Here is a 21,999-nt window from a genome sequence, read left to right on the forward strand (position 1 = left end):
TCGTATCTATCCCGGTCGCCTGAGCGCGGCAAGGACAAGCGGCTGCTGATGCGGGAATACACAGTCTCAGCCGTTTCTGAGCGCTGCGATCATCCGCGGCGTAAATCGGCCGTCACGTCGGAGGGCAACGAAATCAGACGCCTGCAGACTATTTGACGCCAAGGCCTTCAAAATGCGGCGGCAAGCCGTCTTGGGCAAATCGGCCTTGCTTGTTCGCATATAAATTGCCGCGTTCGTCTTGGTGTCCAAATCCCAGTAAGTAAGGTTACGCACACAGTCTTTTTGCGCGGCGGCCACTGCGTCTGGGTATTTTTTCATATCGGCCCGCAGTTGCTTCAGGTCCTTGTCACTTTGAACGCAGGCAGCCAGTGACACGCAAATCGCCAAATAGCCCAAGATATTGAAGATACGCATTGAAACTCCACAGGTTAATTCCTGTGATGTAACCTTGGATTGAAAGGGCTGCAAGACCGAATACCGGGCTCGACTATGCAATTTGTCCACAATTGGCGCTTCGGAAAATGGCGCCGACAAACAAAAACGGCGCCCCGAAGGACGCCGCTCAAATCGTCTGAACAGACAGGCTTATTCGCTGGCGGCTTCCGCAGCGGCCTTTTCAGCGGCTGCAGCTTCAGCAGCGGCGGCTGCAGCAGCTTCGGCGGCGGCCTTCTCGGCGGCCAGAGCCTGGGCGGCGGCGATCTTTTCAGCTTCAACGCGAGCCTTTTCAGCCTGCTGGGCCTGACGGACGCCGTCGTTGAGCTTGCGGGCGCGAACGCTGGTGTTTTCGATGATGCGAGCCTTTTTGCCGCGCAGATCGCGCAGGTAGTAAAGCTTGGCGCGACGAACCTTGCCGCGACGCACCACTTCGACGCCTTCAACCATCGGCGAGTAGACCGGGAATACGCGTTCCACGCCTTCGCCATAGGAGATCTTGCGGACGGTGAAGCTTTCGTTCAGGCCGGCGCCCGAGCGAGCGATGCAGACGCCTTCATAGGCCTGCACGCGGGTGCGCGTGCCTTCGACGACGCGGACGTCGACGCGAACGGTGTCGCCCGGAGAAAAGTCGGGAAGCGTGCGCTTGGCGGCGATCTTGGCGGCCTGTTCGGCTTCCAGCTGCTGGATAATGTTCATAGTCAACCTCGTTTGTGTTTTGACAGCCAGAGCGCTCTCAATCCGCCTTTGGTCGAAACCTCCAGCGCTTGCCCTTTCGGGCGGGAGCGGATACGTCTGCCTTTCATTGCTGGTTGATGGGTTTAACCCATTCCGGTCGCGCACATACTGCATAACCGGGCGTTTGTCACCCCTTGAACGTGAAAAAGTCGAGGCCCGGCTGTGACGCCCGCGCCATAAGATCCGGAACGCCACGATGTCCCTCGCCACGCTCGTCCTTATGTTCGCCGCAGGTTTTCTCTCCGCCGCCGTCAATGCTGTGGCAGGCGGCGGCACATTTCTGACTTTTGGCGTGCTGACCCTGGTTGGCCTGCCGCCGGTGATGGCGAACGCGACCTCTTCGATCATCCAATTTCCGGGCTACATCACCTCGACGCTCGCTTATTTCAAGGATATCAGGCGCTTCTGGCGCAGCGCGCTCGCGCTGGGGATCGTGTCGCTGGTCGGCAGCCTGTTCGGCGCGCTGTTCCTGATGTCGCTGAGCGATGCGGATTTTCGCGGTGTGGTGCCGTGGTTGCTGCTCGCGGCGACCATCGTCTTCGCAGCCGGACCCTGGCTGCGCCCCAAGCATCTCGGCGACCGGCATGCGCCCAGCGTGGTCGGCCTTGCGGTGCAGGCGGCCACATCCTTTTATGGCGGGTTCTTCGGGGCCGGCATGGGTATTATGATGCTGGCGTCGCTGGGGCTCGCCATGGGCGGCGATTATCACCGGCTGAATGCGATCAAGAATTTCCTGGCCATCGTCATTGCGCTGGTCGCCATCATCGTCTTTTCGGCGGCTGACGCGGTCGCCTGGACGCATGCCGCCATCATGCTGCCGGCGGCTGCTTTGGGCGGCTATGCCGGCGTGCATTTCGCCAAGCGCGCGCCGCAGGCGCTGTTGCGCTGGCTGGTGGTGGCCTGCGGCTTCGGATTGTCGATCTATTACTTTTTCACGGGCTGAGCGGGCAGGAGATCGGGTCGCCGCTCGGTGGTGAGTGTCAGCGCCTGTTCGCGCCGCCATGCTTCGATCCTGGCGTGATTGCCGGAGGTGAGGATGTCGGGAATGTCGACGCCTTCGAAGGTCTGCGGCCTGGTGTAATGCGGATGTTCGAGAAGCCCGTTTTCGAAACTTTCATGCGTTCCCGACAGCGGATTGCCCATCACACCTGGCAGGACGCGGATCACCGCATCGAGCAGGATCATCGCCGCCGGTTCGCCGCCCGAGAGGATGTAGTCGCCGATCGACACTTCCTCGAGCCTGCGGCTGTCGATCACCCGCTGGTCCACGCCTTCGAAGCGACCGCAGACGATGACGACGCCGTCGCCGCTTGCGAGTTCGCGCACTTTCGCTTGCGTCAGCGGACGCCCGCGCGGGCTCATCAGCAGGCGGGGCCTGGTATCGGCGGCGACCGAGTCGATCGCCCTGGCGAGAATATCGGCCCTCAGCACCATGCCGGCGCCGCCGCCGGCGGGCGTGTCATCGACGCTGCGATGCTTGTCGGTCGCAAAGTCGCGGATCTGGATCGTCTCCAGCGACCAGTCGCCGCGCGCCAGCGCCTTGCCGGACAGGGATTCGCCGAGATAGCCGGGAAACATCTCCGGATAGAGCGTCAGGATCGAGGCGTTGAACGTCATCCGCGGTCCTCGCCGCGGGGCTCGTCATCGCCATCCGGATTGACGAGACCGGCGGCGATCGGGTCGATCAGCAGCACCCCGGCCTCCAAATCGATTTCGAGCACGGCTGCCTCGGAGAAGGGAATCAACTGGGCGCGTTTGCCTTCCTGCGACAATTCGAGAATGTCGCCAGCGCCGAAATCGAAGATACCGCTGACCACGCCATAGGCGTTGCCTTCGGCGTCGCGCGCTTCCAGTCCTTCGAGATCGGCATAGAAGAATTCGTCGTCGTCGAGATCCTCGTCATCGAGCGCGTCCCGTTCGACGAACAGTTCGATCCCGCGCAGCTCTTCGGCCTGATTGCGATCATTGACGCCGCGGAAGCGGATGACCACCATCTCCTTATGCGGCCGGATATCCAGGATCTCGTAGGGCTTGCCGTCCTCGCCATAGAGCGTGCCATATTCGCCGATGGCGACGGGTTCCTCGGTGAAGGATTTGACCCGCACCTCGCCGCGCAGGCCCTGCGCAGCGCCGATGACGCCCATCAGCAAGGGATTTTCGAGTTTCTTGTTGCCCAAGGCCATGGTCACCTCGCTGGAGATCGTGGTTGTCGCCGGGGCGGCTATGCGCCCGAAGCTTTTCAATAACGCCTAAGCGCCGGCAAAGAAAAGCCCCCGCGCGGGTTCGCGCGAGGGCTTTCGAATGTCGGCGAAGCCGAATTATTCTGCGACGGCCGCTTCGGCCTTGGCAGCACGTTCCTTGGCGCGCTCGACGGCCTTCTTGCCCGGCTGAGCCTTTTCCGGATTGTTGCGGGCGTCGCGCTTGCCGAGGCCGGCGTCAGCGATGAAGCGCAGCACGCGGTCGGTCGGCTGGGCGCCGTTGTCGAGCCAATGCTTGACGCGGTCGGTGTCGAGAACGATGCGGTTGGCGTCGTCCTTGCCGAGCATCGGGTTCCAGGAGCCGAGCTTCTCGATGAAGCGGCCATCGCGGGGCGAGCGGGCGTCGGCGACGACGACGTGGTAGTAAGGACGCTTCTTGGAGCCGCCGCGGGCCAGACGAATTTTCAGGGACATGTTTTTCTCCTTGGATGTCTCTAGATGGTGGTTCCGCTTCCCTCAGGAGGCGGCAGTCTCTTTGCCGCCGAGATCGGCGGCGATTGCCTCATGATGCCGGATCACTTCCTTGATGATGAAATTCAGGAATTTCTCGGCAAAATCAGGGTCCAGATCGGCGTCCTTGGCAAGCTGCCGGAGACGGTTGATCTGGTATTCCTCGCGCGACGGGTCGGCCGGCGGCAGATTGTAGGTCGCCTTGAGCACGCCAACCGCCTTGGTGCAGCGGAAGCGCTCGGCGAGCATGTGAACGAGCGCGGCGTCGACATTGTCGATCGACTGGCGATATTGGGCGAGTTGGGCTTTCACATCGGCTTCTGTCACGGCTCAAACCTCACTTTTTCTTCGGCAGGCCTGGAAGGCCGGGGAAACCGCCGCCCAGACCGGGAAGCTTAGGTCCGCCGAGACCCGGTACGCCGCCGGGCTTGAGGCCTGCTGCTTCCGCCTGCTTGGCCAGCGCTTCCAGTTGCTTGGGATCGAGCTTGGAGAGGTCGGGCATGCCGCCCATTCCCCCCATGCCGCCAAGACCCATCTTGTTGGCCAGTCCGCCCATCATCTGTTTCATCATGCCGCCGCCCTTGCCGCCGCCCATCGCCTTCATCATGTCGGCCATGCCGCGATGCATCTTGAGCAACTTGTTGATTTCGGCGGCGTCGGTGCCGGAGCCAGCGGCGATGCGCTTCTTGCGCGAATGCTTGAGAATGTCGGGATTGGCGCGTTCGGCCTTGGTCATCGAGGAGATGATGGCGATCTGGCGCTTGATCGACTTGTCGTCGAAGCCCGCCACCGCCAGCTTGTCCTTCATGCCGCCCATGCCCGGCATCATGCTCATGATGCCGCCCATGCCGCCCATTTTCTGCATCTGCTTGAGCTGTTCGGCGAGATCGTTGAGATCGAATTTGCCCTTGGCCATCTTGGCGGCCATGGCCGCCGCCTTTTCGGCGTCGATGGTTTCGGCGGCGCGCTCGACGAGCGAGACGATGTCGCCCATGCCGAGAATGCGGTCGGCGATGCGGCGGGGATGAAATTCATCCAGTTCCGTCATCTTTTCGCCCGAGCCGATCAGCTTGACCGGCTTGCCGGTGACGGCGCGCATCGACAGCGCTGCGCCGCCGCGCCCGTCGCCATCCATACGGGTCAGAACAAGGCCGGTGATGCCGACGCGTTCATCGAAATTGCGGGCGAGATTGACGGCGTCCTGACCGGTCAGCGCATCGGCGACCAGCAGGATTTCATGCGGGTTCGACTTCCGCTTGATCTCGGCCATCTCGACCATCAGCGGTTCGTCGATATGGGTGCGGCCGGCGGTGTCGAGGATGACGACGTCATGACCGCCGAGCTTGGCGGCCTGGACGGCGCGCGCGGCGATGTCGACGGGCGACTGGCCGGCGATCACGGGCAGCGTATCGACGCCGGTCTGGACGCCCAATTGGCGCAACTGCTCCTGCGCGGCCGGCCGGCGCGTGTCGAGCGAGGCCATCAGGACCTTCTTGCGCTCGCGATTGGTCAGGCGCAGCGCAATCTTGCCGGTGGTGGTGGTCTTGCCCGAGCCCTGCAGGCCGACCATCATGATGACGACGGGCGCCGCCGCATTGAGATCGACCGATGAGCTTTCCGTGCCCAGCATTTCCACGAGTTCGTCATGGACGATCTTAACGACCATCTGGCCGGGTTTGATCGCCTTGAGCACCGTGGCGCCGACCGCCTTTTCGCGCACGCGGTCCACGAAGGAGCGGACGACGTCCAGCGCCACATCGGCTTCCAGAAGCGCGCGGCGCACTTCACGGAGCGCAGCATTGACGTCGGTCTCTGACAAAGCGCCGCGCCCTGTCAGTCCGTTCAATATGCCGCCTAGGCGTTCCTGAAGGCTCTCAAACATCCAACCATCCTTTTGTCCGAACTCTGTTGTCCGGAACATCGGCATCCCCAGGCTCTCTGACAAGAGATCAAGCAAAAAAGCACCCGAGGGCGCATCGCGCTGTCGGGTGTTGACCTCCGAAATCGATCGTTGGACGATGTTCCGGTCGGCTGCTCAGATCAGCAAAGACCTGTGAGATGCGGCGGTTTAAACATCAGCGCGCCGAAAAAGTCAAGCCTTGCGGCGATTGATCAGAATTCGTAGCCGAACAGGTCGATCATCAAGCGGTCGCGTCTGGCCACAAGGTCGCGCAATTCGTCGTCATAATAGTCGCGATAGGTGGTGAGCGTGCGCGTCGACGTGTTCTTTGGCTGCGGCGCGTGTTTCCGGAGGATCGCTTCGGCGTTTTTCTTGAAACCGCAACGGTCGATGTTTTCGAGCACGAAAGTCGAAAAATCCTGCGTCAGCGTTTCGCTCTTGAACACATGGTCATAGATCGCCCAGCGCTTCTGATGGGCGATGGCCCGATCCATGTTCCACAAATAGGCGCGGTTCAGCGCAAGCGCCGGATGCGGCGTGGTCACGCGCAGGAAGCGGTAGGAGTAGAAGCCGAGAAACGGATTGACCGACGAATGCGCATAGGGGTTTTCCGTCTCGATCGTTTTGAAGAAGCTGGGATCATTGACCGAACGCAGCCATAGCCGGAAGGATTCCTTCGGATTGGACCGGTCAAACAGCCTGTTGACGCCGTCTTCGCCGAGAGATTTCCGTACGTCGCGGAAAAAGACCACATTGGGCTGTTCGATAGAGTAGGACCACATCGACACATACCAGTCCCAGGGATTGCGGACGGTGGCGAAGGCGTATTTCCCCTGTTTCCAGAAGAAGGGCCTGCCCTTGGTCAGCGGCGCATGACGGAAGGCGCGCACCGGCTTTCCGGCAACCAGGCGGTTCAGCAAGGCCACAACATAGCTGCTGCCGGTCTTGTACATGTCCAGATAGATGAACTTCTCGTACTCGATCATGGCTTCCTCGTCGTCGTGGCCGGTCATGCTCGTTTAGTGATGCCGCGCGCAAAGGTCAAACGGGGTCGCAGGCGAGATCGAGCGGCATCGTTGCGGAAGACCATGCCTTGCAAGACGGGGGCGAGCCTCTATCTCTTTAGAACCTGCAAAGCGAGGCGAGCCCATGACGAGTGACGGACGGCGTGAGAAGAACCCTTATTACGATGGGCCGCGAAGCGATCATTTCGACGGCGTCAGGTTCTTCAATCCCCATGGCGTCGAACCGCTTGGCCTTGCAGCCCTGCTGCGATGGCAATGGTGGGAGAAGCGCGCCCGCTGGCCCGACGCCTATCCCAGTCCCTCAGCCGGAGCCAAACCCGCCGCGCGCGTCGAAGGCGGGGATCTCAGGGTGACGATGATCGGGCACGCCAGCCTGCTGATCCAGGCCCATGGACTGAACATTCTCACCGACCCGGTCTTTTCGACCCGGGCGAGTCCACTCTCGTTTGCAGGACCGAAGCGGCATAATCCGCCGGGCGTTCGTCTGGATGACCTGCCGAAGATCGATCTGGCGCTGGTGACGCACAATCACTACGACCATCTGGATATCGCCAGTCTCAAGGCGATCGTGGCTGCGCATCATCCTCAAATCATTACGCCGCTCGGGAATGACGTCATCATCCGCAAGGCAATCCCGAACGCCCGAATTATAACGACGGATTGGGGTGACGAAACCGATTTCGGACCGTTCACTATCCACACCGAACCCTGTCACCACTGGTCGGCGCGGGGAACGCGCGACCGGCGCATGGCGCTCTGGGCGGCCTTTGTCATTTCCACGCCATCAGGTTCGATCTACCATATCGGCGACACAGGCTTCCACGACGGGATTAATTATCGCGCCGCAGCCGATAAGCATGGCGGCTTTCGTCTCGCGATTCTGCCGATCGGCGCCTATGAGCCGCGCTGGTTCATGAAGGGCCAGCATCAGAATCCAGCCGAAGCGGTCGACGGCATGCGTCTCGCACGCGCTCAATACGCCGTCGGCCATCACTGGGGCACGTTCCAGTTGACCAATGAAGCGGTGGAGGCGCCGCTCGAGGCGCTATCGGAAGCGCTCGACGCCGCCGGCGTCGAACGGGAGCGTTTCCGGCCTTTGCGACCCGGCGAAAGCGTCGACATTCCCCTGAAATAGGCGAAAAGTCTGGCCTTTTGGCCGCGCTTCCGCCATATAGAGCCAAATTGTTGAGGATGCGGCTTTCGCCATGACCATAGATGCGCCTTTCGCCAAGATGAACGGACTGGGAAACAAGATCCTGGTGGCGGACATGCGCGGCCGCAAGGATCGCGTCACGCCCGAAGCGGCCATCGCGCTCGCGACCGATCCCGCCACCTCCTTCGACCAGATCATGGCGATCCATGATCCCAAGGCCGAGGGCACATTCGCCTGGGTCAGCATCATCAATTGCGATGGCACCGAAGCGCAGGCCTGCGGCAACGGCATGCGCTGCGTCGTGCAGGCGCTGGCCGCCGAAACCGGGCTGAAGAGCTTCACCTTCCACACCCGCGCCGGCGTGCTGACCGGCGAGGAGCGCGAGGATGGGCTCCTGTCCGTCGATATGGGCAAGCCGGAATTCGACTGGAACAAGATCCCGCTGTCAGAAGAATTTCATGACACGAGTCGGATCGAATTGCAGATTGGGCCGATCGATGCGCCGGTGCTGCATTCGCCGTCGGTCGCCTCCATGGGCAACCCGCATTCTGTGTTCTGGGTGGACCGTGACGTCTGGGACTATGATCTCGCAAGATTCGGTCCGCTGCTTGAGCATCATCCGATGTTTCCGGAACGCGCCAATATTTCCATCGCCCGCGTGACCTCACGCCATTGTCTGGATCTGCGCACCTGGGAGCGCGGCGCCGGCCTGACGCTGGCCTGCGGTTCCGCCGCCTGCGCTGCGGCTGTATCCGGCGCCCGCACGGGCCGCACCGATCGACAGGTCGATGTAACCATGCCGAGCGGCGGTGTGCTGTCGATCGACTGGCGCGCCAACGATCACGTCGTCATGACCGGTCCCGCCGAATGGGAATGGTCTGGCATGCTCGACCCCGCCACCGGCGCTTTTTCGCGCGATCAGGAGGCTGCAGCCCAGTGACCGGCGTCGACGTCATCACTTTCGGCTGTCGCCTGAACACCTATGAGTCGGAAGTCATCAAGGCCGAGGCTTCCAAGGCCGGTCTCGACAATGCGCTGATCTTCAACACCTGCGCGGTGACGGGCGAGGCCGTGCGTCAGGCCCGTCAGGCGATCCGCCGCGCCCGCCGCGACAATCCTCAAGCCCGCATCATCGTCACCGGTTGCGGCGCGCAGACCGAAGGCGCGACATTCGCCGCCATGCCCGAGGTCGACGCCGTGCTCGGCAATGAGGAAAAGCTGAAGGCGGACAGCTTTGCCCGTCTGCCCGATTTCGGCGTTTCGGCGTCAGAGAAATTGCAGGTCAACGATATCATGAGCGTGCGCGCCACCGCGCCGCAAATGGTGGATGTGATCGACGGCCATGTCAGGGCCTTCATCCAGGTGCAGAACGGCTGCGACCATCGCTGCACCTTCTGCATCATTCCCTATGGTCGCGGCAATTCGCGCTCGGTGCCGATGGGCGCGGTGGTGGAGCAGGCGAGACGACTGGCCGAGAACGGCTATCGCGAGATCGTGCTGACCGGCGTCGACGCCACGAGCTATGGCGCAGACTTGCCCGGCGCGCCGACGCTCGGACAACTGGCGAAATCGATCCTAAGAAACGTGCCCGAGATCCTGCGCCTGCGGCTGTCCTCGATCGACAGCGTTGAGGCCGACGAGCATCTCTGGGATCTGATCGCCGAAGAGCCGCGCTTCATGCCGCATCTGCATCTGTCGCTGCAGCATGGCGACAATCTCATTCTCAAGCGCATGAAGCGGCGTCACAGCCGCGAAGATGCGATCGCTTTCGTGACCCGCGCCCGTGATCTGCGACCCGAGATGAGCTTCGGCGCCGATATCATCGCCGGCTTCCCGACCGAGACCGAGGAGATGTTTGCGAATTCCATGCGTCTTGCGGAAGAGTGCGGCATCGCCAAATTGCACGTGTTTCCCTATTCGCCGCGCGAGGGAACGCCCGCCGCCCGCATGCCGGCGCTCGATCGCCGGCTGGTCAAGGAACGGGCAGCGCGTCTTCGCGAGGCCGGCGAGCGGCTGCATCAGGCTCATCTCGATGGCATGGTCGGCAGCCGCCAGACCATTCTCGTCGAGAATACCGGTCTCGCGCATACCGAAAATTTCACGCTGTGCGACGGCTTGAGCCTGTCGCCCCGCAGCCTTGCCACGGTCACGGTCACGGGCCATAACGGCAAGCATCTCGTCGCAGACAGAATTCAGGAGGCGGCCGCCTGAAAAGGCGAGCCGGATCAGCCATGGCGCTCGGTTTCATCAAGAAGATGTTCAGCTTCGGCAAGGACGGGGCCGAGGACAAGGCCAAGCCGGCTGAGTTTGAGGTTGAGACCCCAGTCGCCGAAGCCGCCCCTGCGTCAGAACCGACGCCCGTGGAAGAAACCATTGTCGAGCCGGTCGAATCTGCGGTCATTATGGACGCAACGCCCGAACTCGAACCGTATATCGAGCCGGGCGAGCCAGCCGACCAAATCTCGGAAGAGCTGGCGCCAAGCCAGCCCATCTTGCCGGAAGGGTTCGCTGTCGTAGGCGCGGACGATCCTGAGGTTGACGCGCCCGAGCCGGCCAAGAAGCTCAGCTGGATCGAGCGTCTGCGTCAGGGCCTCGCCCGCACATCTGCCCAGTTGGGCGCGCAGATTTCGGCGCTGTTCACCAAGCGCAAGCTGGACGAAGACACGCTCGAAGAGCTGGAAGACCTGTTGATCCGCGCCGATCTCGGCGTCGAAACCGCGCTGCGCATCACCGATACGTTGTCATCAGAACGCTATGGCAAGGATGTGTCGGGCGAGGATGTGTCGCGCATCATGGCCGGTGAAATCGTCAAGGTCCTGAAGCCGGTGGCGAAACCGCTGGAACTCGACCTCAGCCACAAGCCGCATGTGATCCTGGTCGTCGGCGTTAACGGCACCGGCAAGACCACCACGATCGGCAAGCTTGCCGCCAAACTCAGCCGCGCCGGTTTGAAAGTCATGCTGGCCGCTGGCGACACGTTCCGCGCTGCGGCCATCGAGCAGCTGCATATCTGGGCGAGCCGCACCGGCTGCGAAATCGTCTCGACCAAGCTCGGCGCCGATGCGGCCGGTCTCGCCTATGACGCCTATGAAAAGGCCAGGGCCTCCGGCCAGGATGTGCTGATCATCGACACCGCCGGCCGGCTGCAGAACAAGACCGAGCTGATGGCGGAACTCGAAAAGATCGTCCGCGTGCTCGGCAAGCTCGATCCGGACGCGCCGCACACCGTGCTGCAGACGCTCGACGCCACCACCGGTCAGAACGCCCTCAACCAGGTTGAGATCTTCCGCAATGTCGCGGGCGTCTCAGGCCTGATCATGACCAAGCTCGACGGCACGGCGCGCGGCGGCATTTTGGTCGCCATCGCCGCCAAGCATAAACTGCCGGTTTACTTCATCGGCGTCGGTGAAGGCGTCGACGATCTCGAACCGTTTGACGCCGAAGACTTCGCCGAGGCCATTGCCGGCCTGCAGACGCAGAAACAATAAGCAGGCGTTCAGCCGCAACAGGAGACGGGCGCATGACCGCCGAAACCCATGGCAAGACCGCCGCGCACAAAGAAAATCCGGTGATCAAGCTCGCACTCGAGCTCGGGCCGCTCCTGGTGTTCTTCTTCGCCAATTCCTATGGCGAGCGGCTGGCGAAAGCCTATCCGCCGCTCGCGAGCCTGGGCGGGCCGATCTTCATCGCCACCGGCCTGTTCATGGCGGCGACGGTGCTCTCGCTGGTCGTCTCCAAGATTGTCATGGGCAAGCTGCCGATCATGCCGCTGGTCTCTGGCGTGGTGGTGCTGGCCTTTGGCGGCCTATCGATCTGGCTGCAGAACGAGACATTCATCAAGATGAAGCCGACTATCATCAACACGCTGTTTGGCGTGGTGCTGCTGGGCGGCCTGTTGTTCGGCCGGTCGCTGCTGGGTTACGTCTTCAATTCCGCTTTCCAGCTTGATGACGAAGGCTGGACCAAGCTCACCTGGCGCTGGGGCTTCTTTTTCCTGTTTCTGGCGGTGCTCAATGAGGTCGTCTGGCGCGGCGCCGACGCTCATTTTCTGCCCGACGCCAAGGCGGCCGATGACTTCTGGGTGACATTCAAGGTCTGGGGCACCATGCCAATCACTTTCCTGTTCACGCTCAGCCAGATGCCGCTGATCATGAAACATCAGGTGGAAGCGAAAGATGACTGAGTCCGGCAGCACACGACGTCACCTTTTTCCCGGTCTTGCTCTCATCGCGCTGATCATCCTCGTCCAGGTCGTTATCGAGCGGCTGATGGGGCGGGTCTGGCTGTGCGAATGCGGGGTGGTGAAATTGTGGGAAAGCGAGGTTCACTCCTCCGGCAATTCTCAGCAGATTTCGGACTGGTACACCCCGAGCCATATCATCCATGGCTTCCTGTTCTACGGCCTGGGCTTTCTCATCCTGCGTCGCGCACCGATCTCGATCAGGCTGGGTCTTGCCGGTTTGATCGAAGCGGGATGGGAACTCCTGGAAAACTCGCCCCTGATCATTGAGCGGTATCGCTCTGCGACCATGGCCTATGATTACATGGGTGATTCCATTCTCAATTCCGGAATGGACACGGTGTGGATGACGCTGGGCTTTCTCGCCGCCTGGAAACTACCTGTGCGGGTCACGATTGCCCTTGCCATTGCGGCGGAAATCGCCACGGCCATCATCATCCGCGACAATCTCACCCTCAATGTGATCATGCTGATCTATCCGATCGAGGCGATCAAGGTCTGGCAGGGCGGCGTCTGAGCATTCGCCGCCGCGTTATCCGGGCGCCGGCGCGCCAGGATGAACGACCATGATATAAAGTATGGCCAGCATGGCCGCGAAGATCGCCAGCGTCACGACGAAGGCGATCATGCGCCGCGAGGCGCGTCGTTCGGTCTTTTGGGGAGGTTCGATCTTGGTCATGAGGGACAAATGCCGCATCGTGGCAAATGTTCCCGGTTGGTCCTTGCTGACTTCGGAGCCCGTCCCAGATAGATTGGGAGCGGTCGCAACAGGATAGGCGCGTCATGAAGAGATTAGTCGTCGCAATCGCCATCATCGTTGCATTCGGCGGCATTTCGCGCGCTGAAGACGCCGTGACTGCCGATCCCTCCGCGTCATCAGCGCCACAGGACAATCCTTGTTCCACCTATGGCGATGGCTATATCGCGGTTGACGGCGGCAAGACCTGCATTCGCGTCGGCGGACGCATCCGCTATGACCTGGGTGTTGGCGCTGACCAGAAGCCTACAAACAACTGAGCCGATCAGACGGTTTCACTTCTGCGTCGAGCCAGAATACGCTCTTCCAGCATCTTTTTGTGCGCGCGATAGGCTTCGGCCATGGCGACATGCCGCTTCTGCTGCTGCTCGGCGGTGTCCACAGCCTGGCCATGCGCCTTCAGATGGGCGATCGTGGCCGATAGCCGAGACGCGAGCCGATCGCTCTCGGCGATATTGTGGGACACTTGTTCATAGGCGTCGTCTTGGTTGGCCATCATGGCGCTCCCTGGTTGCCTTCAATTAGAAGACTCGCAGAGGTTAAGAGTCAATCCGTTTATTAGGGATTGGTTAACTTTTGCGGCTTGAGTTTCCGATGCGGAGCGCGTCCGCCTCGATCAGTCTGAGAGAGACGACCATAGCGGCGGTCGCAGCCTTGTAAGCGAGAAAATGCTCGGTTTTCAGATGGGCCTGATAGGCCTCCGGGCTGGCGTACACCTCAAGCAATCGGAACAGATGCGGCGCATCGCGCAGGCTTGCCGCCTCAAGCTGCAAGACGCCAGGCTCCCGTTCGAGCGACAGATCGATTTCCTCGGCCAGCAAGCGCTTGTAATCGTCGAGAGCGCGCGGATCGATCTCGATCTCCGCCATGCGGATGACACGCGAGTCGGTCATAAAACAAGTGTCTCCGTCGATAAGCAGTGCATGGAGCCAAGGGTGCGAGCACAATGTTAGCGAAAATGGTGATTCCGACGCGATTCGAACGCGTGACCCTCAGATTAGGAATCTGATGCTCTATCCTGCTGAGCTACGGAACCACTGAACCTTCCATACAAAAAGAGGAGGGCTTCGCCAAGAAAATCTTTTGTGGAATCTATCAGGACGCGGAACAAGAAATCCGCACGTTGCCGTTTTCCTCCACCGAAATCGAGAGGTCGCGATAATGGGGTATGGCGGGGCCATTGCCTTGCGGATGCGCATGCGTCGCCGTCACCACCAGCAGATCGGCGCCCGAAGCCTTTGCGGCTTGAATGCCTGCGGGCGCATCTTCGAAGATCAGGCAATCCTTGATGTCGACGCCGAGGCGCTCGGCCCCGAGCAGAAAGCAATCGGGGGCGGGCTTGCCGCGCGTGACATCCTCGGCCGTCACCCAGATTTTCGGCCGCTTGATACCCGCCGCATCCAGTCTCGCGGTCGCGAGTTCGACGGTGGCCGAAGTGACGATCGCCCAGCGGTCTTCGGGAAGGGCGTTGAGAAAATCAACGACGCCGTCGATCGCCACGACGCCGTCGACATCCTCGATCTCGGCTCTCTCGACCCAGGCGACTTCGGCCTCAAGATCTATGTCGGTGAGCCCTTGCCTGCGAATCGTGTCGGCGGCGCGGACGCCATGAATGGTGGGCAGAAAGGCGTCCACGTCGATGCCACGCCGCTGCGCCCAGGTCGACCAGACGCGTTCGGCCGCGGCGATCGAACTCAGAAGCGTGCCGTCCATGTCGAACAGCAGAGCGGCATAGGTCTTTTCGCGATGGGGCATGACGGTTCCGGACGGTGGGAGAAAATCATTCGTCTCGCCTAACGCCGGAGCGACAATTGTCAAGTCCGGCGCCGAGTGATCCGGTTCTCTTCAGGCGCTGCGCAGGATATTCGCCTCGGTCGCGGCGGCTATGAAGGCTTCGCGGGCGTAATAGGCGGGAATATGCCCTTCGAGCGCATTCAGGCATGCCGTGCGCGCCTTGGAATACGCCTTGCCGGTCTTTGACGGCCATCTGTGCAAAAGGCATTGGGCGGCGTCATGCAAATTGGAGATCACCCGGATTTCCCGGGCGGGATTGAACACGATTTCCACGCTATTCGACCAATTGATCATTAACCCCGCTCTCCACGCTGCTGCGACACAAAATGCCGATAGCGGGTTGTTCGTTCCGCTTGCCGACGGGAATTTCATGCGCTGATTCCATGATGCGCTGATGTCGGTCCGCTGGTTTTGAGCGCCTGTCGACCGGGCCAATTCTTTGCTTGCCGAGCGAAACCACGGCCGGGGCGGGGAACATTCGCGATGGACTGCAATTGTCCGGAGAGGATGATCAGACGCCGCGGAGGGATGAGAAATGACCGATACAAAAGCCGCCATGTTGACGGAAACACAGGGGCCGGTGGACGAAGCCGAACGCGGACGCGACGCTGCAGCGCCGCATGACATCCCTCCGCTCGGCCTGAAGGATGTCGTCTGGCGGGTGTTCTACGCGATTTTCGAAGACCGCATCTCTCTGATCGCGGCGGGTGTGACTTTTTTCATGCTTCTCGCCTTTTTTCCGTCCATGGCGCTTCTCGCGACGATTTACGGGTTCTTTTCCGATCCAGTCGCCATCGCTTCGCAGGTGGGCTTCCTCTCTGACTTTTTGCCGCCGGGCGCCATGGCGCTGATCACCGACCAACTCCAGGGCCTGTCCTCCCAGAAGAATTCGACGCTGAGTTTCGCGTTCGCATCGAGTTTCGCGCTGGCGCGCTGGAGCTCGTCGAGCGGCGTCAAAGCGCTGTTTGACGCGATGAACGTCGCCTATGGCGAGGCCGAAAGCCGCAGCATCCTCAAACTCAACGCCGTCGCGCTGGCGTTCACGCTGGTCGCCACGCTTCTGGCGACGCTGTTGATCGTCTCGGTCGGAATCATCCCCGTCGTGCTCGCCTTTCTGCGGCTCGACGGCTGGCTGGAACTGCTTGCGAGGATTCTACGCTGGCCGTTGGCGCTGATCGTGATGTGCGGCATGATCATGCTGGTCTATCGTTTCGGCCCGAGCCGGGAGCCCGCGAAATTGCGATGGATCACCTGGGGGGCTGCGGTCTCGGCCATTCTGTGGACGATCGCCACGCTCGGCTTCTCCTACTACCTCTCGCATTTCGCCGATTACAACGCGACCTATGGCGCTCTCGGCACGCTGATCGGCGTGATGATCTGGGTATGGATCTCGGTGATGATCCTGATCCTTGGCGCCGAAATCAATGCCGAACTCGAACATCAGACCTTGCGCGATTCCACCACTGGCGCGCCGAAGCCCATGGGCGATCGCGGCGCATTCGTCGCCGACACGGTCGGTCGCAAGGCGGAAAATCTCGAGGCGGGAATCCGCTGATTCAACGGGATGCGGGGCTGCAATTGGGAACCTAAAGCATTGTCGCGTGTTCATCACGTGTGATCAACAGGAGGCAAACCATCATGAACAACCTGATCTGGCTCGTCGGCGCCGTCGTTATCGTGCTCGCAATTCTGTCGTTTCTCGGTTTGCGCTGAGGCGACCGCGCGCGCCCGCTGCGGGCTGCAACCCCGGAAATCTATCGTTTCATCTGAAAGCGGCCTTGCCAAGGCCGCTTTTTTAATGGGTTCGGAAGCGCGAAAAAACCCGGCGCGTACGCCGGGTCTAAGTGAGAACGTGCCGGGAATGGCGCGATCAATGGGAGTTCTGACGTTCGCTGGAACTGAAGCTGTCGCGAACGCTGTCTCGGGCCGCATCCTGGACATTGGAAGCGACCTGGGCAGCCTTTTGATAGGTTTCGGCGGCGATGCGTTCGCCCTCGTCCATGGCGTCGGAGGTTTTGCGCGACAGCGTATCGCGCGCCTTGTCGCCGACATCTCCCACCGTTTCGTCCTCGATGCGCGTATGCGGCAGGGCTGTGCCGATCGCCGCGCCGAGGGCGAAAGCCAGCGCGCCTCCCACCAGTGGCTGATCGCGAAACTGCCGCGTCAGCATGTCGCCCATGCGCGCCGTCTGGTCGTGCAGGCTCTGATAGGCGGCGTCCGAGCCGCTTTTGATCGAGGATCCCATATCGGCCATGCGTCGCTGGGTCTGGCGCCAGGCCGCCGCAGTCCAGCCGGAGGCCTCATCCAGCAAACGGTCGGCCTCGTCGCGGATATCCGAGACCTGTTTGCCGGCGGCGTCGGCGAAGCCGCGATAGGTCTCGCCTGATTCATCGATGAAATGACCGGCGCGGCGCCCGGTCGCGTCGGTCAGGGCGCGGAAGCGCTTGCCGGCGTCGTCGGTGAAATGGCTGTAGCTCGAATCGTCTTCGATGGACGGCGGACCTACCCGGCGCAGCGAACCCGTGATGGGCGCCAATGGATAAAACGCTTCATCGACGCTGTCGTCATGGTTTCGCGTCATGGTCCGTTCAGAAGAGGTCGGCATGGCTTGGTTCGCCATCATCCAGGCCAGGCTGACCCCCATCAACGCCACCGGCATGGGGTTGTTCTTGACGGAGCGGCCGAGATTGTTGACGAAATCGGCGCCGCCGCTTGTCTTCACATAGCCGAGCAACTCGTCGACCATCTGGCCCGGCGACAGGCGCTCCTGGATGGCGTCGAGTTTTTCTTCGATGCGACGGCGGTCGCCGTCGATTTCACGTTCGATCTCGGCGGGATTGCGGTCTGTCAGAGCCATTAGAGTCTCTCCTTCACGATATTGGCGTCGCGCTGAAGCGACGATGTGGTCCGGTCAAGCGACAGTTCCGAACCGCGCAACGTGTTGAGGCCGCTCGCCATCAGGCGCCAGGCCACCACGGCCACAACAACGCCGACGATTACGGCGGCCAGAGAATTGGCGTTCGGCTCTGTCATGCCTTGCGCCATGAAAAAGGCGCCCAGGCCGGTCACCAACGCCGATAGCAACACGCCAACGGCGCCGATGGCGAAAACGGCGCCGATCGCCAGCATTTCAACCCCGCCCATGGCGTGGGAGATCTTTTCCGAGGTTTCGGCCTTTGCGAGCGCTATTTCTTTCCTGAACAGGCTGGAAATATCGCTGACAAGGCCAGACACCAGTTCGGTCAGCGGTCGATTATCAGTATTGGACATTGGCGCGATCTCCTGAGAATGGCGTGCTGGCGAGGGTGGTGTCGGCGAGCGTGGCGGAATTGTCGCGGCGGTCGAGGCCCGGGGTCGGTTTCATCGACTGGTTGGCTTGCGTTTCCCGGTCTCGCCGGCGGGCGGAGGCGGTCACGAAGCGGCTGGCGGCAAGGCCTGCGACTGCGGCAAGGCCAAGGAAGGCAAGCGGCTGGCGGCGACCGTAATCTTCGGCCATCGCAGCGATCTCGCCCATGTCGCGGCCATCGATATCGGAGGCGAAGCTGCGAATGCTGGATCCCATGTCGCCGGCATAACGGCCCATGGCGGCGCCGTCGCCGCTCTGCATGTCGCGGCCGGTGCGCTCGAGCGCCTCGCCCAAGTTCGACAATTGCTGGGCCAGGAATGTCTTCTGCTCGTTCGCCATTTCGGCGGCCTTGTCGCTCGCCTCTTCGACCTTGGCGGCTGCTGCTTCGCGAACCGCGCCCAGATCTTCCGTCGCTTGGCGCTTGATGTCGCCCAAGCTGGGGGCCGACGCGGCGTCGGACGGTTTTGCCTGCTCGCCGACCAGGGAGCCCTGGCCGGTTTGCTGCCGCGACGCGGGGTCGCGGGTCAAGTTGTTCTCGCTCATGGATCTCTCCCGGATACAGTCGGCTCGTCCTGATTGACGGGCTCTGGACTGTAACTTGCGGAAGAGGCTGTAAGTTCCTGCCGGGATCTAACCCGCGTTGTTCAACTTGCGTTTCGCTCGCGAAGGCCCTTTTCGATCCGCCTCAGGCCGAGCGACAAGCCGATGGTCAGAACGAGGTAGATATAGGCGACGATCGAATAGGTTTCGAAGAAGCGAAAGGAGCCGGAGGCGTAGACCTTGCCCATCTGCGTGATGTCGGCGACGCCGAGCACGGAGACGAGGGAGGAATCCTTGACCATCGCGACAAAGTCATTGGAAAGCGGCGGAAAGATCACTTTCAGCGCCTGCGGAAAGATCACCAGCCGGAAGCGCTGGCTGCGCGACAGGCCGAGCGCCTTGGCCGCCTCGACTTGGCCCTTGTCCACCGACTGGATTCCGGCGCGGAAGATTTCGGCGATGAAGGCGGAATAGGCGATCATCAGGGCGAAGATGGCCCGCCACATCAAGGACACGTCCCTGACCATCATCGGCTCGATCAGGCCTGCTGTCGCAAGCGGAGCGGTCAGCCAGTTCCAGGCGGCGACGAAGCCGGGCGCGCCAACAAAGGCGATGTAGAACAACAGCACCAGCACCGGCACGCCGCGGATGAGCTCGATGTAAAAGCGGGAGATCTGCCGGAGCGCCTTGGAATCGGACAGGCCGAGAAGCGCCATTCCGAGCCCGAGCAGCGTGGCCAGCGTAAAGCCGGCCAGCGTCACGAAGATCGTGACCCCCAGCCCCTTGGCGATGGTGGTGAAGACCTGGGTGTAAAGGTCGTTGGCGACGATGACGCCGCCAATGCCGAGGCCAATAACGGCGAGCGCGACCAACCACCATGGGAAATCGGTCGCGCCCGCCTGTTCATTCGTGGGGGCTGTCGCCATCGGGGATGACTTACTGGCCCATCTTGTAGTCGAGGAACCACTTCTTGTTGAGCGCGTCCATCGTGCCGTCTGCCTTCATCGCGGCGATCGCGGCGTTGACCGGGGCGACGAGATCGGAGCCTTTGGGGAAGATGAAGCCGAAATCCTCGGTGCCGAGCGGCTCGCCGACGATCTTCAGGGCGCCGTTGGAGGCGTCGACATAGCCCTTGCCTGCGGTGCTGTCGGTGAGCACGAGATCGACGTCGCCGGCTTTCAGGGCCTGAACGGTGGCGCCGAAGGTTTCAAACAGCTTGATGCGCGGGTTCTGTTCATTGCCGTCGAGAACTTCGTAAACGGCGGTGTAGAACGGGCTGGTGCCGGGTTGCGCGCCGACCAGGCCGCTTTCCATCGCCTTGAAGCTCTTGGCGTCGGTGAAGCGGGTCTCATCACCTCGCACCAGCATCAATTGTTGCGACCGCATATAGGGTTCGGAGAAGTCGACCTTCGCCTTGCGGTCTTCCTTGATGGTGATGCCGGTCATGCCGATATTGTACTGACCGTCCGACACGGCCTGGATCATCGCGTCCCAGGAGGTGTTCTGATATTCGACCTTGAAGTTCAGACGCTTGGCGATGTCGTCCATGGCGTCATATTCCCAGCCGATCTGCTTGCCGGTCTTGGGATCGACGAATTGCAGCGGCGGATAGGCGTTTTCAGTGACTACGATCACCTTGCGGCCGCCGAGATCAGGCAGTTCAGCCGCCTGCGCGGCGAACGGGGCGGCGATAAGGGCGGCAAGACCGATTAGGAAACTGCGACGCAGCGTCATGGGAAACTCCGAATTTTGTGGCTGCGAACCCTGTCACAAAAACGCCATTCTTGGCAAGAAGGCGCGAGGCCGTCAGTGGAGCCCATCGGCAAGAAAGTCGTCGAGATAGGCGTCGAGGCTGCGAGGTCCGGAAAGCGCCTGCCGCTTCCAGGCCTTGCGCTCATGCTCGATAACGACAGCCTCCCAGACGCAGGCCGCGAAGGGACCCTCCACGCGGGTGAATTCGAGAGGCCTGGATTTCATCGAGCGCGACATGATCCGGCAGCCGATGCCGCCCTCGATCCACCAGTCGAACAGAAGCCAGTTGTTGGCCGAGGCCTCGCCATCATGCAGGATGACGGAGCCGACGTCGAAATGCGGGGTTGCGTCCATGTCGGACAGCAGCGTTTCGCAATAGGCTTTTGCAGCTTCAACAATGTCGGGACGCGCCGCGTAGGGCGCGTTGGCGACCTCGGCGCTGATCAGCATCAGCTTGAAGCGCTTGTCGCCCTGAGCAAAGACGCCAGCGGACCGGAAACGCCGCTGCGCGTAAACGGGTTCACGCGACAGCGGCAGCGGTTCGGTCATCGCGACGCGGGACCGGTGAGACGGGTGATGTGGCCCATCTTGCGGCCCGGCCGCGGCTCGGTCTTGCCATAGAGATGGATATAGACGTCCTTTTGGCGCGCCCATTCTTCCACGCTATGAATGTCGTCACCGATCAGGTTCTGCATCACGCAGTCGCTGTGACGGGCGGGATCGCCGAGCGGCAGGCCGGCGACGGCGCGGATATGCTGCTCGAATTGCGAGATCACGCAGGCGGCTTCTGTCCAGTGTCCGGAATTGTGCACGCGCGGCGCGATTTCGTTGGCGATCAGCGCGCCGCCCTGGCCGACGAAGAATTCGATGCCGATCACGCCGACATAGTCGAGCCCAGCAAGCAGCCGTTCGGCGGCGTCGCGGGCCTGGGCTGCGACATGGTCGTCAATGGCGGCGGGCAAAGTGGATGTGTGCAGAATGCCGTTGCGATGGACATTTTCGGCCGGGTCGAAGCAAACGACGACGCCTTCAGCATCGCGCGCGGCGATCACCGAGATCTCGCGTTCGAAGGCGATGAAACTTTCGAGGATCAGCGCCGCCCCGCCAAGCGTGTCGAACGCGCCCTCAGGGCTGTCGCCCTCGCGGAACAGGATCTGCCCCTTGCCATCATAGCCCATCCGGCGCGTCTTGAGCACGCCCTTGCCGCCGAATTCCGCCAAGGCGGCTTCGAGATCGGCCTGGCTGTCGACGGCGCGGAAATCGGCTGTGGGGATGCCGACGGAGTTGAGATAGCGCTTTTCCGTCAGACGGTCCTGGGCGACTTCCAGCGCGAAGGCCGGCGGATAGACCGCGACGCTTTCGGCCAGCCGCCGGGCGGCTCCGACCGGCACATTCTCGAATTCGTAGGTGACGACGTCGCAGCGCGCGGCAAGCTCAGTCAGCGCCGCCTCGTCGTCATAGGCGGCGACGATCTGGCCATTGGCGAGCTGGGCGGCTGGGCAATCGGGCGCAGGTTCCAGAATGAGGGTGCGGAAGTTCAGCCGGCTCGCGGCCATGGCGAGCATGCGGCCGAGCTGGCCGCCGCCGATGATGCCGATCGTCTTTGCGTTCATG

General features: G+C 61.8%; 29 protein-coding genes and 1 tRNA gene. 9 read left to right on the forward strand and 21 right to left on the reverse strand.

All coding sequences use genetic code 11. The annotated features are described in order from the left end of the window. Nucleotides 1-66: 66 nt before the first annotated feature. A complete protein-coding gene (locus M2360_RS15355) occupies nucleotides 67-414 on the reverse strand; it encodes a hypothetical protein (protein WP_280776135.1) in 348 nt (115 codons plus the stop codon). 171 nt (nucleotides 415-585) lie between these two features. Further along, a complete protein-coding gene (rplS, locus tag M2360_RS15360) occupies nucleotides 586-1,131 on the reverse strand; it encodes a 50S ribosomal protein L19 (RefSeq protein WP_280776136.1) in 546 nt (181 codons plus the stop codon). A gap of 235 nt (nucleotides 1,132-1,366) precedes the next feature. Here rplS and M2360_RS15365 point away from each other — a divergent pair, with 235 nt between their 5' ends. Further along, nucleotides 1,367-2,113, forward strand: coding sequence for a sulfite exporter TauE/SafE family protein (locus M2360_RS15365; RefSeq protein WP_280776137.1), 747 nt, complete (start codon nucleotides 1,367-1,369; stop codon nucleotides 2,111-2,113). Here M2360_RS15365 and trmD read toward each other — a convergent pair. From trmD to M2360_RS15395, 6 genes are all read right to left on the reverse strand, one after another. Continuing rightward, complete coding sequence (gene trmD / locus M2360_RS15370; RefSeq protein ID WP_280776138.1) at nucleotides 2,095-2,787, reverse strand: tRNA (guanosine(37)-N1)-methyltransferase TrmD; 693 nt, start codon at nucleotides 2,785-2,787, stop codon at nucleotides 2,095-2,097. The genes M2360_RS15365 and trmD overlap by 19 nt on opposite strands. Then, complete coding sequence (rimM, locus tag M2360_RS15375; protein ID WP_280776139.1) at nucleotides 2,784-3,353, reverse strand: ribosome maturation factor RimM; 570 nt, start codon at nucleotides 3,351-3,353, stop codon at nucleotides 2,784-2,786. Before rimM ends, trmD begins: the two co-directional genes overlap by 4 nt. A 135-nt stretch (nucleotides 3,354-3,488) precedes the next feature. Next, nucleotides 3,489-3,842, reverse strand: coding sequence for a 30S ribosomal protein S16 (gene rpsP / locus M2360_RS15380; RefSeq protein WP_280776140.1), 354 nt, complete (start codon nucleotides 3,840-3,842; stop codon nucleotides 3,489-3,491). Nucleotides 3,843-3,884: 42 nt separating this feature from the next. Next, on the reverse strand, nucleotides 3,885-4,205 hold the full coding sequence (locus M2360_RS15385) for a chorismate mutase (protein ID WP_280776141.1): 321 nt from the start codon (nucleotides 4,203-4,205) through the stop codon (nucleotides 3,885-3,887). Between the two features lie 10 nt (nucleotides 4,206-4,215). Next, nucleotides 4,216-5,760, reverse strand: coding sequence for a signal recognition particle protein (gene ffh / locus M2360_RS15390; protein WP_280776142.1), 1,545 nt, complete (start codon nucleotides 5,758-5,760; stop codon nucleotides 4,216-4,218). Nucleotides 5,761-5,990: 230 nt separating this feature from the next. Then, the gene (locus M2360_RS15395) at nucleotides 5,991-6,791 is read right to left on the reverse strand and encodes a sulfotransferase family 2 domain-containing protein (protein ID WP_280776143.1); all 801 of its coding nucleotides are present in this window, start codon (nucleotides 6,789-6,791) and stop codon (nucleotides 5,991-5,993) included. Between the two features lie 136 nt (nucleotides 6,792-6,927). On the opposite strand from M2360_RS15395, the gene M2360_RS15400 reads away from it, so the two are divergent. The 6 genes from M2360_RS15400 (at nucleotide 6,928) to M2360_RS15425 (ending at nucleotide 12,713) form a co-directional block, all read left to right on the forward strand. After that, a complete protein-coding gene (locus tag M2360_RS15400; protein ID WP_280776144.1) occupies nucleotides 6,928-7,938 on the forward strand; it encodes an MBL fold metallo-hydrolase in 1,011 nt (336 codons plus the stop codon). Nucleotides 7,939-8,008: 70 nt separating this feature from the next. Next, nucleotides 8,009-8,896 (forward strand): diaminopimelate epimerase, encoded by an 888-nt coding sequence (gene dapF / locus M2360_RS15405; RefSeq protein ID WP_280776145.1) that lies wholly within the window; start codon nucleotides 8,009-8,011, stop codon nucleotides 8,894-8,896. Further along, nucleotides 8,893-10,167 carry a tRNA (N(6)-L-threonylcarbamoyladenosine(37)-C(2))-methylthiotransferase MtaB gene (gene mtaB / locus M2360_RS15410; protein WP_280776146.1) on the forward strand — a complete coding sequence of 425 codons (1,275 nt, stop codon included), beginning with the start codon at nucleotides 8,893-8,895 and terminating at the stop codon, nucleotides 10,165-10,167. The genes dapF and mtaB overlap by 4 nt, the downstream gene beginning before the upstream one ends. A 20-nt stretch (nucleotides 10,168-10,187) precedes the next feature. After that, nucleotides 10,188-11,444, forward strand: a complete 1,257-nt coding sequence (gene ftsY, locus M2360_RS15415) for a signal recognition particle-docking protein FtsY (RefSeq protein ID WP_280776147.1) — start codon at nucleotides 10,188-10,190, stop codon at nucleotides 11,442-11,444. A 32-nt stretch (nucleotides 11,445-11,476) separates the two neighbouring features. After that, nucleotides 11,477-12,139 carry a septation protein A gene (locus M2360_RS15420; RefSeq protein WP_280776148.1) on the forward strand — a complete coding sequence of 221 codons (663 nt, stop codon included), beginning with the start codon at nucleotides 11,477-11,479 and terminating at the stop codon, nucleotides 12,137-12,139. Beyond that, entirely contained in the window at nucleotides 12,132-12,713 is a 582-nt protein-coding gene (locus tag M2360_RS15425; protein ID WP_280776149.1) for a DUF2585 domain-containing protein, read from the forward strand. Before M2360_RS15420 ends, M2360_RS15425 begins: the two co-directional genes overlap by 8 nt. 15 nt (nucleotides 12,714-12,728) lie before the next feature. Here M2360_RS15425 and M2360_RS15430 read toward each other — a convergent pair whose 3' ends face one another. After that, nucleotides 12,729-12,875 carry a hypothetical protein gene (locus M2360_RS15430; RefSeq protein ID WP_280776150.1) on the reverse strand — a complete coding sequence of 49 codons (147 nt, stop codon included), beginning with the start codon at nucleotides 12,873-12,875 and terminating at the stop codon, nucleotides 12,729-12,731. A gap of 104 nt (nucleotides 12,876-12,979) precedes the next feature. On the opposite strand from M2360_RS15430, the gene M2360_RS15435 reads away from it, so the two are divergent. After that, nucleotides 12,980-13,213: a porin gene (locus M2360_RS15435; RefSeq protein WP_280776151.1), complete on the forward strand. Its 234-nt coding sequence runs from the start codon at nucleotides 12,980-12,982 to the stop codon at nucleotides 13,211-13,213. Nucleotides 13,214-13,218: 5 nt separating this feature from the next. Here M2360_RS15435 and M2360_RS15440 read toward each other — a convergent pair whose 3' ends face one another. The 5 genes from M2360_RS15440 to M2360_RS15460 all read right to left on the reverse strand — a co-directional run bounded on the left by M2360_RS15440 (nucleotide 13,219) and on the right by M2360_RS15460 (nucleotide 15,041). Further along, nucleotides 13,219-13,449, reverse strand: coding sequence for a hypothetical protein (locus tag M2360_RS15440; RefSeq protein WP_280776152.1), 231 nt, complete (start codon nucleotides 13,447-13,449; stop codon nucleotides 13,219-13,221). A 73-nt stretch (nucleotides 13,450-13,522) separates the two neighbouring features. Beyond that, nucleotides 13,523-13,846 carry a putative quinol monooxygenase gene (locus M2360_RS15445; protein WP_280776153.1) on the reverse strand — a complete coding sequence of 108 codons (324 nt, stop codon included), beginning with the start codon at nucleotides 13,844-13,846 and terminating at the stop codon, nucleotides 13,523-13,525. A 66-nt stretch (nucleotides 13,847-13,912) separates the two neighbouring features. Continuing rightward, nucleotides 13,913-13,989 (reverse strand) — tRNA-Arg (locus M2360_RS15450). 59 nt (nucleotides 13,990-14,048) lie between these two features. After that, nucleotides 14,049-14,708, reverse strand: a complete 660-nt coding sequence (locus M2360_RS15455) for an HAD family hydrolase (RefSeq protein ID WP_280776154.1) — start codon at nucleotides 14,706-14,708, stop codon at nucleotides 14,049-14,051. A gap of 90 nt (nucleotides 14,709-14,798) precedes the next feature. After that, complete coding sequence (locus M2360_RS15460; protein WP_280776155.1) at nucleotides 14,799-15,041, reverse strand: DUF982 domain-containing protein; 243 nt, start codon at nucleotides 15,039-15,041, stop codon at nucleotides 14,799-14,801. Between the two features lie 241 nt (nucleotides 15,042-15,282). Here M2360_RS15460 and M2360_RS15465 point away from each other — a divergent pair, with 241 nt between their 5' ends. Next, a complete protein-coding gene (locus M2360_RS15465; protein WP_280776156.1) occupies nucleotides 15,283-16,302 on the forward strand; it encodes a YihY/virulence factor BrkB family protein in 1,020 nt (339 codons plus the stop codon). A gap of 315 nt (nucleotides 16,303-16,617) precedes the next feature. Here M2360_RS15465 and M2360_RS15470 read toward each other — a convergent pair whose 3' ends face one another. The 7 genes from M2360_RS15470 to M2360_RS15500 form a co-directional block, all read right to left on the reverse strand. Continuing rightward, on the reverse strand, nucleotides 16,618-17,604 hold the full coding sequence (locus tag M2360_RS15470) for a DUF3618 domain-containing protein (protein WP_280776157.1): 987 nt from the start codon (nucleotides 17,602-17,604) through the stop codon (nucleotides 16,618-16,620). Further along, on the reverse strand, nucleotides 17,604-18,017 hold the full coding sequence (locus M2360_RS15475; protein ID WP_280776158.1) for a phage holin family protein: 414 nt from the start codon (nucleotides 18,015-18,017) through the stop codon (nucleotides 17,604-17,606). The genes M2360_RS15470 and M2360_RS15475 overlap by 1 nt, the downstream gene beginning before the upstream one ends. Beyond that, complete coding sequence (locus tag M2360_RS15480; protein WP_280776159.1) at nucleotides 18,004-18,636, reverse strand: nutrient deprivation-induced protein; 633 nt, start codon at nucleotides 18,634-18,636, stop codon at nucleotides 18,004-18,006. The genes M2360_RS15475 and M2360_RS15480 overlap by 14 nt, the downstream gene beginning before the upstream one ends. Before the next feature lie 101 nt (nucleotides 18,637-18,737). Continuing rightward, a complete protein-coding gene (locus tag M2360_RS15485; protein WP_280776160.1) occupies nucleotides 18,738-19,559 on the reverse strand; it encodes an amino acid ABC transporter permease in 822 nt (273 codons plus the stop codon). A 10-nt stretch (nucleotides 19,560-19,569) separates the two neighbouring features. Next, nucleotides 19,570-20,367, reverse strand: coding sequence for a transporter substrate-binding domain-containing protein (locus M2360_RS15490; RefSeq protein WP_280776161.1), 798 nt, complete (start codon nucleotides 20,365-20,367; stop codon nucleotides 19,570-19,572). A 72-nt stretch (nucleotides 20,368-20,439) separates the two neighbouring features. Next, entirely contained in the window at nucleotides 20,440-20,934 is a 495-nt protein-coding gene (locus tag M2360_RS15495) for a hypothetical protein (protein WP_280776162.1), read from the reverse strand. Then, nucleotides 20,931-21,998: a 5-(carboxyamino)imidazole ribonucleotide synthase gene (locus M2360_RS15500; protein ID WP_280776163.1), complete on the reverse strand. Its 1,068-nt coding sequence runs from the start codon at nucleotides 21,996-21,998 to the stop codon at nucleotides 20,931-20,933. The genes M2360_RS15495 and M2360_RS15500 overlap by 4 nt, the downstream gene beginning before the upstream one ends. Nucleotide 21,999: the final 1 nt, after the last annotated feature.

Origin of the sequence: Rhizobium sp. SG_E_25_P2, assembly GCF_029892285.1 — a bacterium.
Lineage (GTDB): Bacteria > Pseudomonadota > Alphaproteobacteria > Rhizobiales > Rhizobiaceae > Rhizobium_E.

Excerpts from the sequence above, each read along its gene's own strand:
- ftsY (WP_280776147.1), top strand. The coding sequence starts at position 10,188 with ATGGCGCTCGGTTTCATCAAGAAGATGTTCAGCTTCGGCAAGGACGGG.
- rpsP (WP_280776140.1), bottom strand. The coding sequence starts at position 3,842 with ATGTCCCTGAAAATTCGTCTGGCCCGCGGCGGCTCCAAGAAGCGTCCT.
- M2360_RS15475 (WP_280776158.1), bottom strand. The coding sequence starts at position 18,017 with ATGTCCAATACTGATAATCGACCGCTGACCGAACTGGTGTCTGGCCTT.
- dapF (WP_280776145.1), top strand. The coding sequence starts at position 8,009 with ATGACCATAGATGCGCCTTTCGCCAAGATGAACGGACTGGGAAACAAG.
- M2360_RS15455 (WP_280776154.1), bottom strand. The coding sequence starts at position 14,708 with ATGCCCCATCGCGAAAAGACCTATGCCGCTCTGCTGTTCGACATGGAC.
- M2360_RS15365 (WP_280776137.1), top strand. The coding sequence starts at position 1,367 with ATGTCCCTCGCCACGCTCGTCCTTATGTTCGCCGCAGGTTTTCTCTCC.
- M2360_RS15480 (WP_280776159.1), bottom strand. The coding sequence starts at position 18,636 with ATGAGCGAGAACAACTTGACCCGCGACCCCGCGTCGCGGCAGCAAACC.
- ffh (WP_280776142.1), bottom strand. The coding sequence starts at position 5,760 with ATGTTTGAGAGCCTTCAGGAACGCCTAGGCGGCATATTGAACGGACTG.
- M2360_RS15425 (WP_280776149.1), top strand. The coding sequence starts at position 12,132 with ATGACTGAGTCCGGCAGCACACGACGTCACCTTTTTCCCGGTCTTGCT.
- rimM (WP_280776139.1), bottom strand. The coding sequence starts at position 3,353 with ATGGCCTTGGGCAACAAGAAACTCGAAAATCCCTTGCTGATGGGCGTC.
- M2360_RS15460 (WP_280776155.1), bottom strand. The coding sequence starts at position 15,041 with ATGATCAATTGGTCGAATAGCGTGGAAATCGTGTTCAATCCCGCCCGG.
- M2360_RS15485 (WP_280776160.1), bottom strand. The coding sequence starts at position 19,559 with ATGGCGACAGCCCCCACGAATGAACAGGCGGGCGCGACCGATTTCCCA.
- M2360_RS15495 (WP_280776162.1), bottom strand. The coding sequence starts at position 20,934 with ATGACCGAACCGCTGCCGCTGTCGCGTGAACCCGTTTACGCGCAGCGG.
- M2360_RS15490 (WP_280776161.1), bottom strand. The coding sequence starts at position 20,367 with ATGACGCTGCGTCGCAGTTTCCTAATCGGTCTTGCCGCCCTTATCGCC.
- M2360_RS15420 (WP_280776148.1), top strand. The coding sequence starts at position 11,477 with ATGACCGCCGAAACCCATGGCAAGACCGCCGCGCACAAAGAAAATCCG.
- rplS (WP_280776136.1), bottom strand. The coding sequence starts at position 1,131 with ATGAACATTATCCAGCAGCTGGAAGCCGAACAGGCCGCCAAGATCGCC.
- M2360_RS15355 (WP_280776135.1), bottom strand. The coding sequence starts at position 414 with ATGCGTATCTTCAATATCTTGGGCTATTTGGCGATTTGCGTGTCACTG.
- M2360_RS15465 (WP_280776156.1), top strand. The coding sequence starts at position 15,283 with ATGACCGATACAAAAGCCGCCATGTTGACGGAAACACAGGGGCCGGTG.
- M2360_RS15445 (WP_280776153.1), bottom strand. The coding sequence starts at position 13,846 with ATGACCGACTCGCGTGTCATCCGCATGGCGGAGATCGAGATCGATCCG.
- M2360_RS15470 (WP_280776157.1), bottom strand. The coding sequence starts at position 17,604 with ATGGCTCTGACAGACCGCAATCCCGCCGAGATCGAACGTGAAATCGAC.
- M2360_RS15500 (WP_280776163.1), bottom strand. The coding sequence starts at position 21,998 with ATGAACGCAAAGACGATCGGCATCATCGGCGGCGGCCAGCTCGGCCGC.
- M2360_RS15395 (WP_280776143.1), bottom strand. The coding sequence starts at position 6,791 with ATGACCGGCCACGACGACGAGGAAGCCATGATCGAGTACGAGAAGTTC.
- trmD (WP_280776138.1), bottom strand. The coding sequence starts at position 2,787 with ATGACGTTCAACGCCTCGATCCTGACGCTCTATCCGGAGATGTTTCCC.
- M2360_RS15440 (WP_280776152.1), bottom strand. The coding sequence starts at position 13,449 with ATGGCCAACCAAGACGACGCCTATGAACAAGTGTCCCACAATATCGCC.
- M2360_RS15435 (WP_280776151.1), top strand. The coding sequence starts at position 12,980 with ATGAAGAGATTAGTCGTCGCAATCGCCATCATCGTTGCATTCGGCGGC.
- M2360_RS15400 (WP_280776144.1), top strand. The coding sequence starts at position 6,928 with ATGACGAGTGACGGACGGCGTGAGAAGAACCCTTATTACGATGGGCCG.
- M2360_RS15430 (WP_280776150.1), bottom strand. The coding sequence starts at position 12,875 with ATGACCAAGATCGAACCTCCCCAAAAGACCGAACGACGCGCCTCGCGG.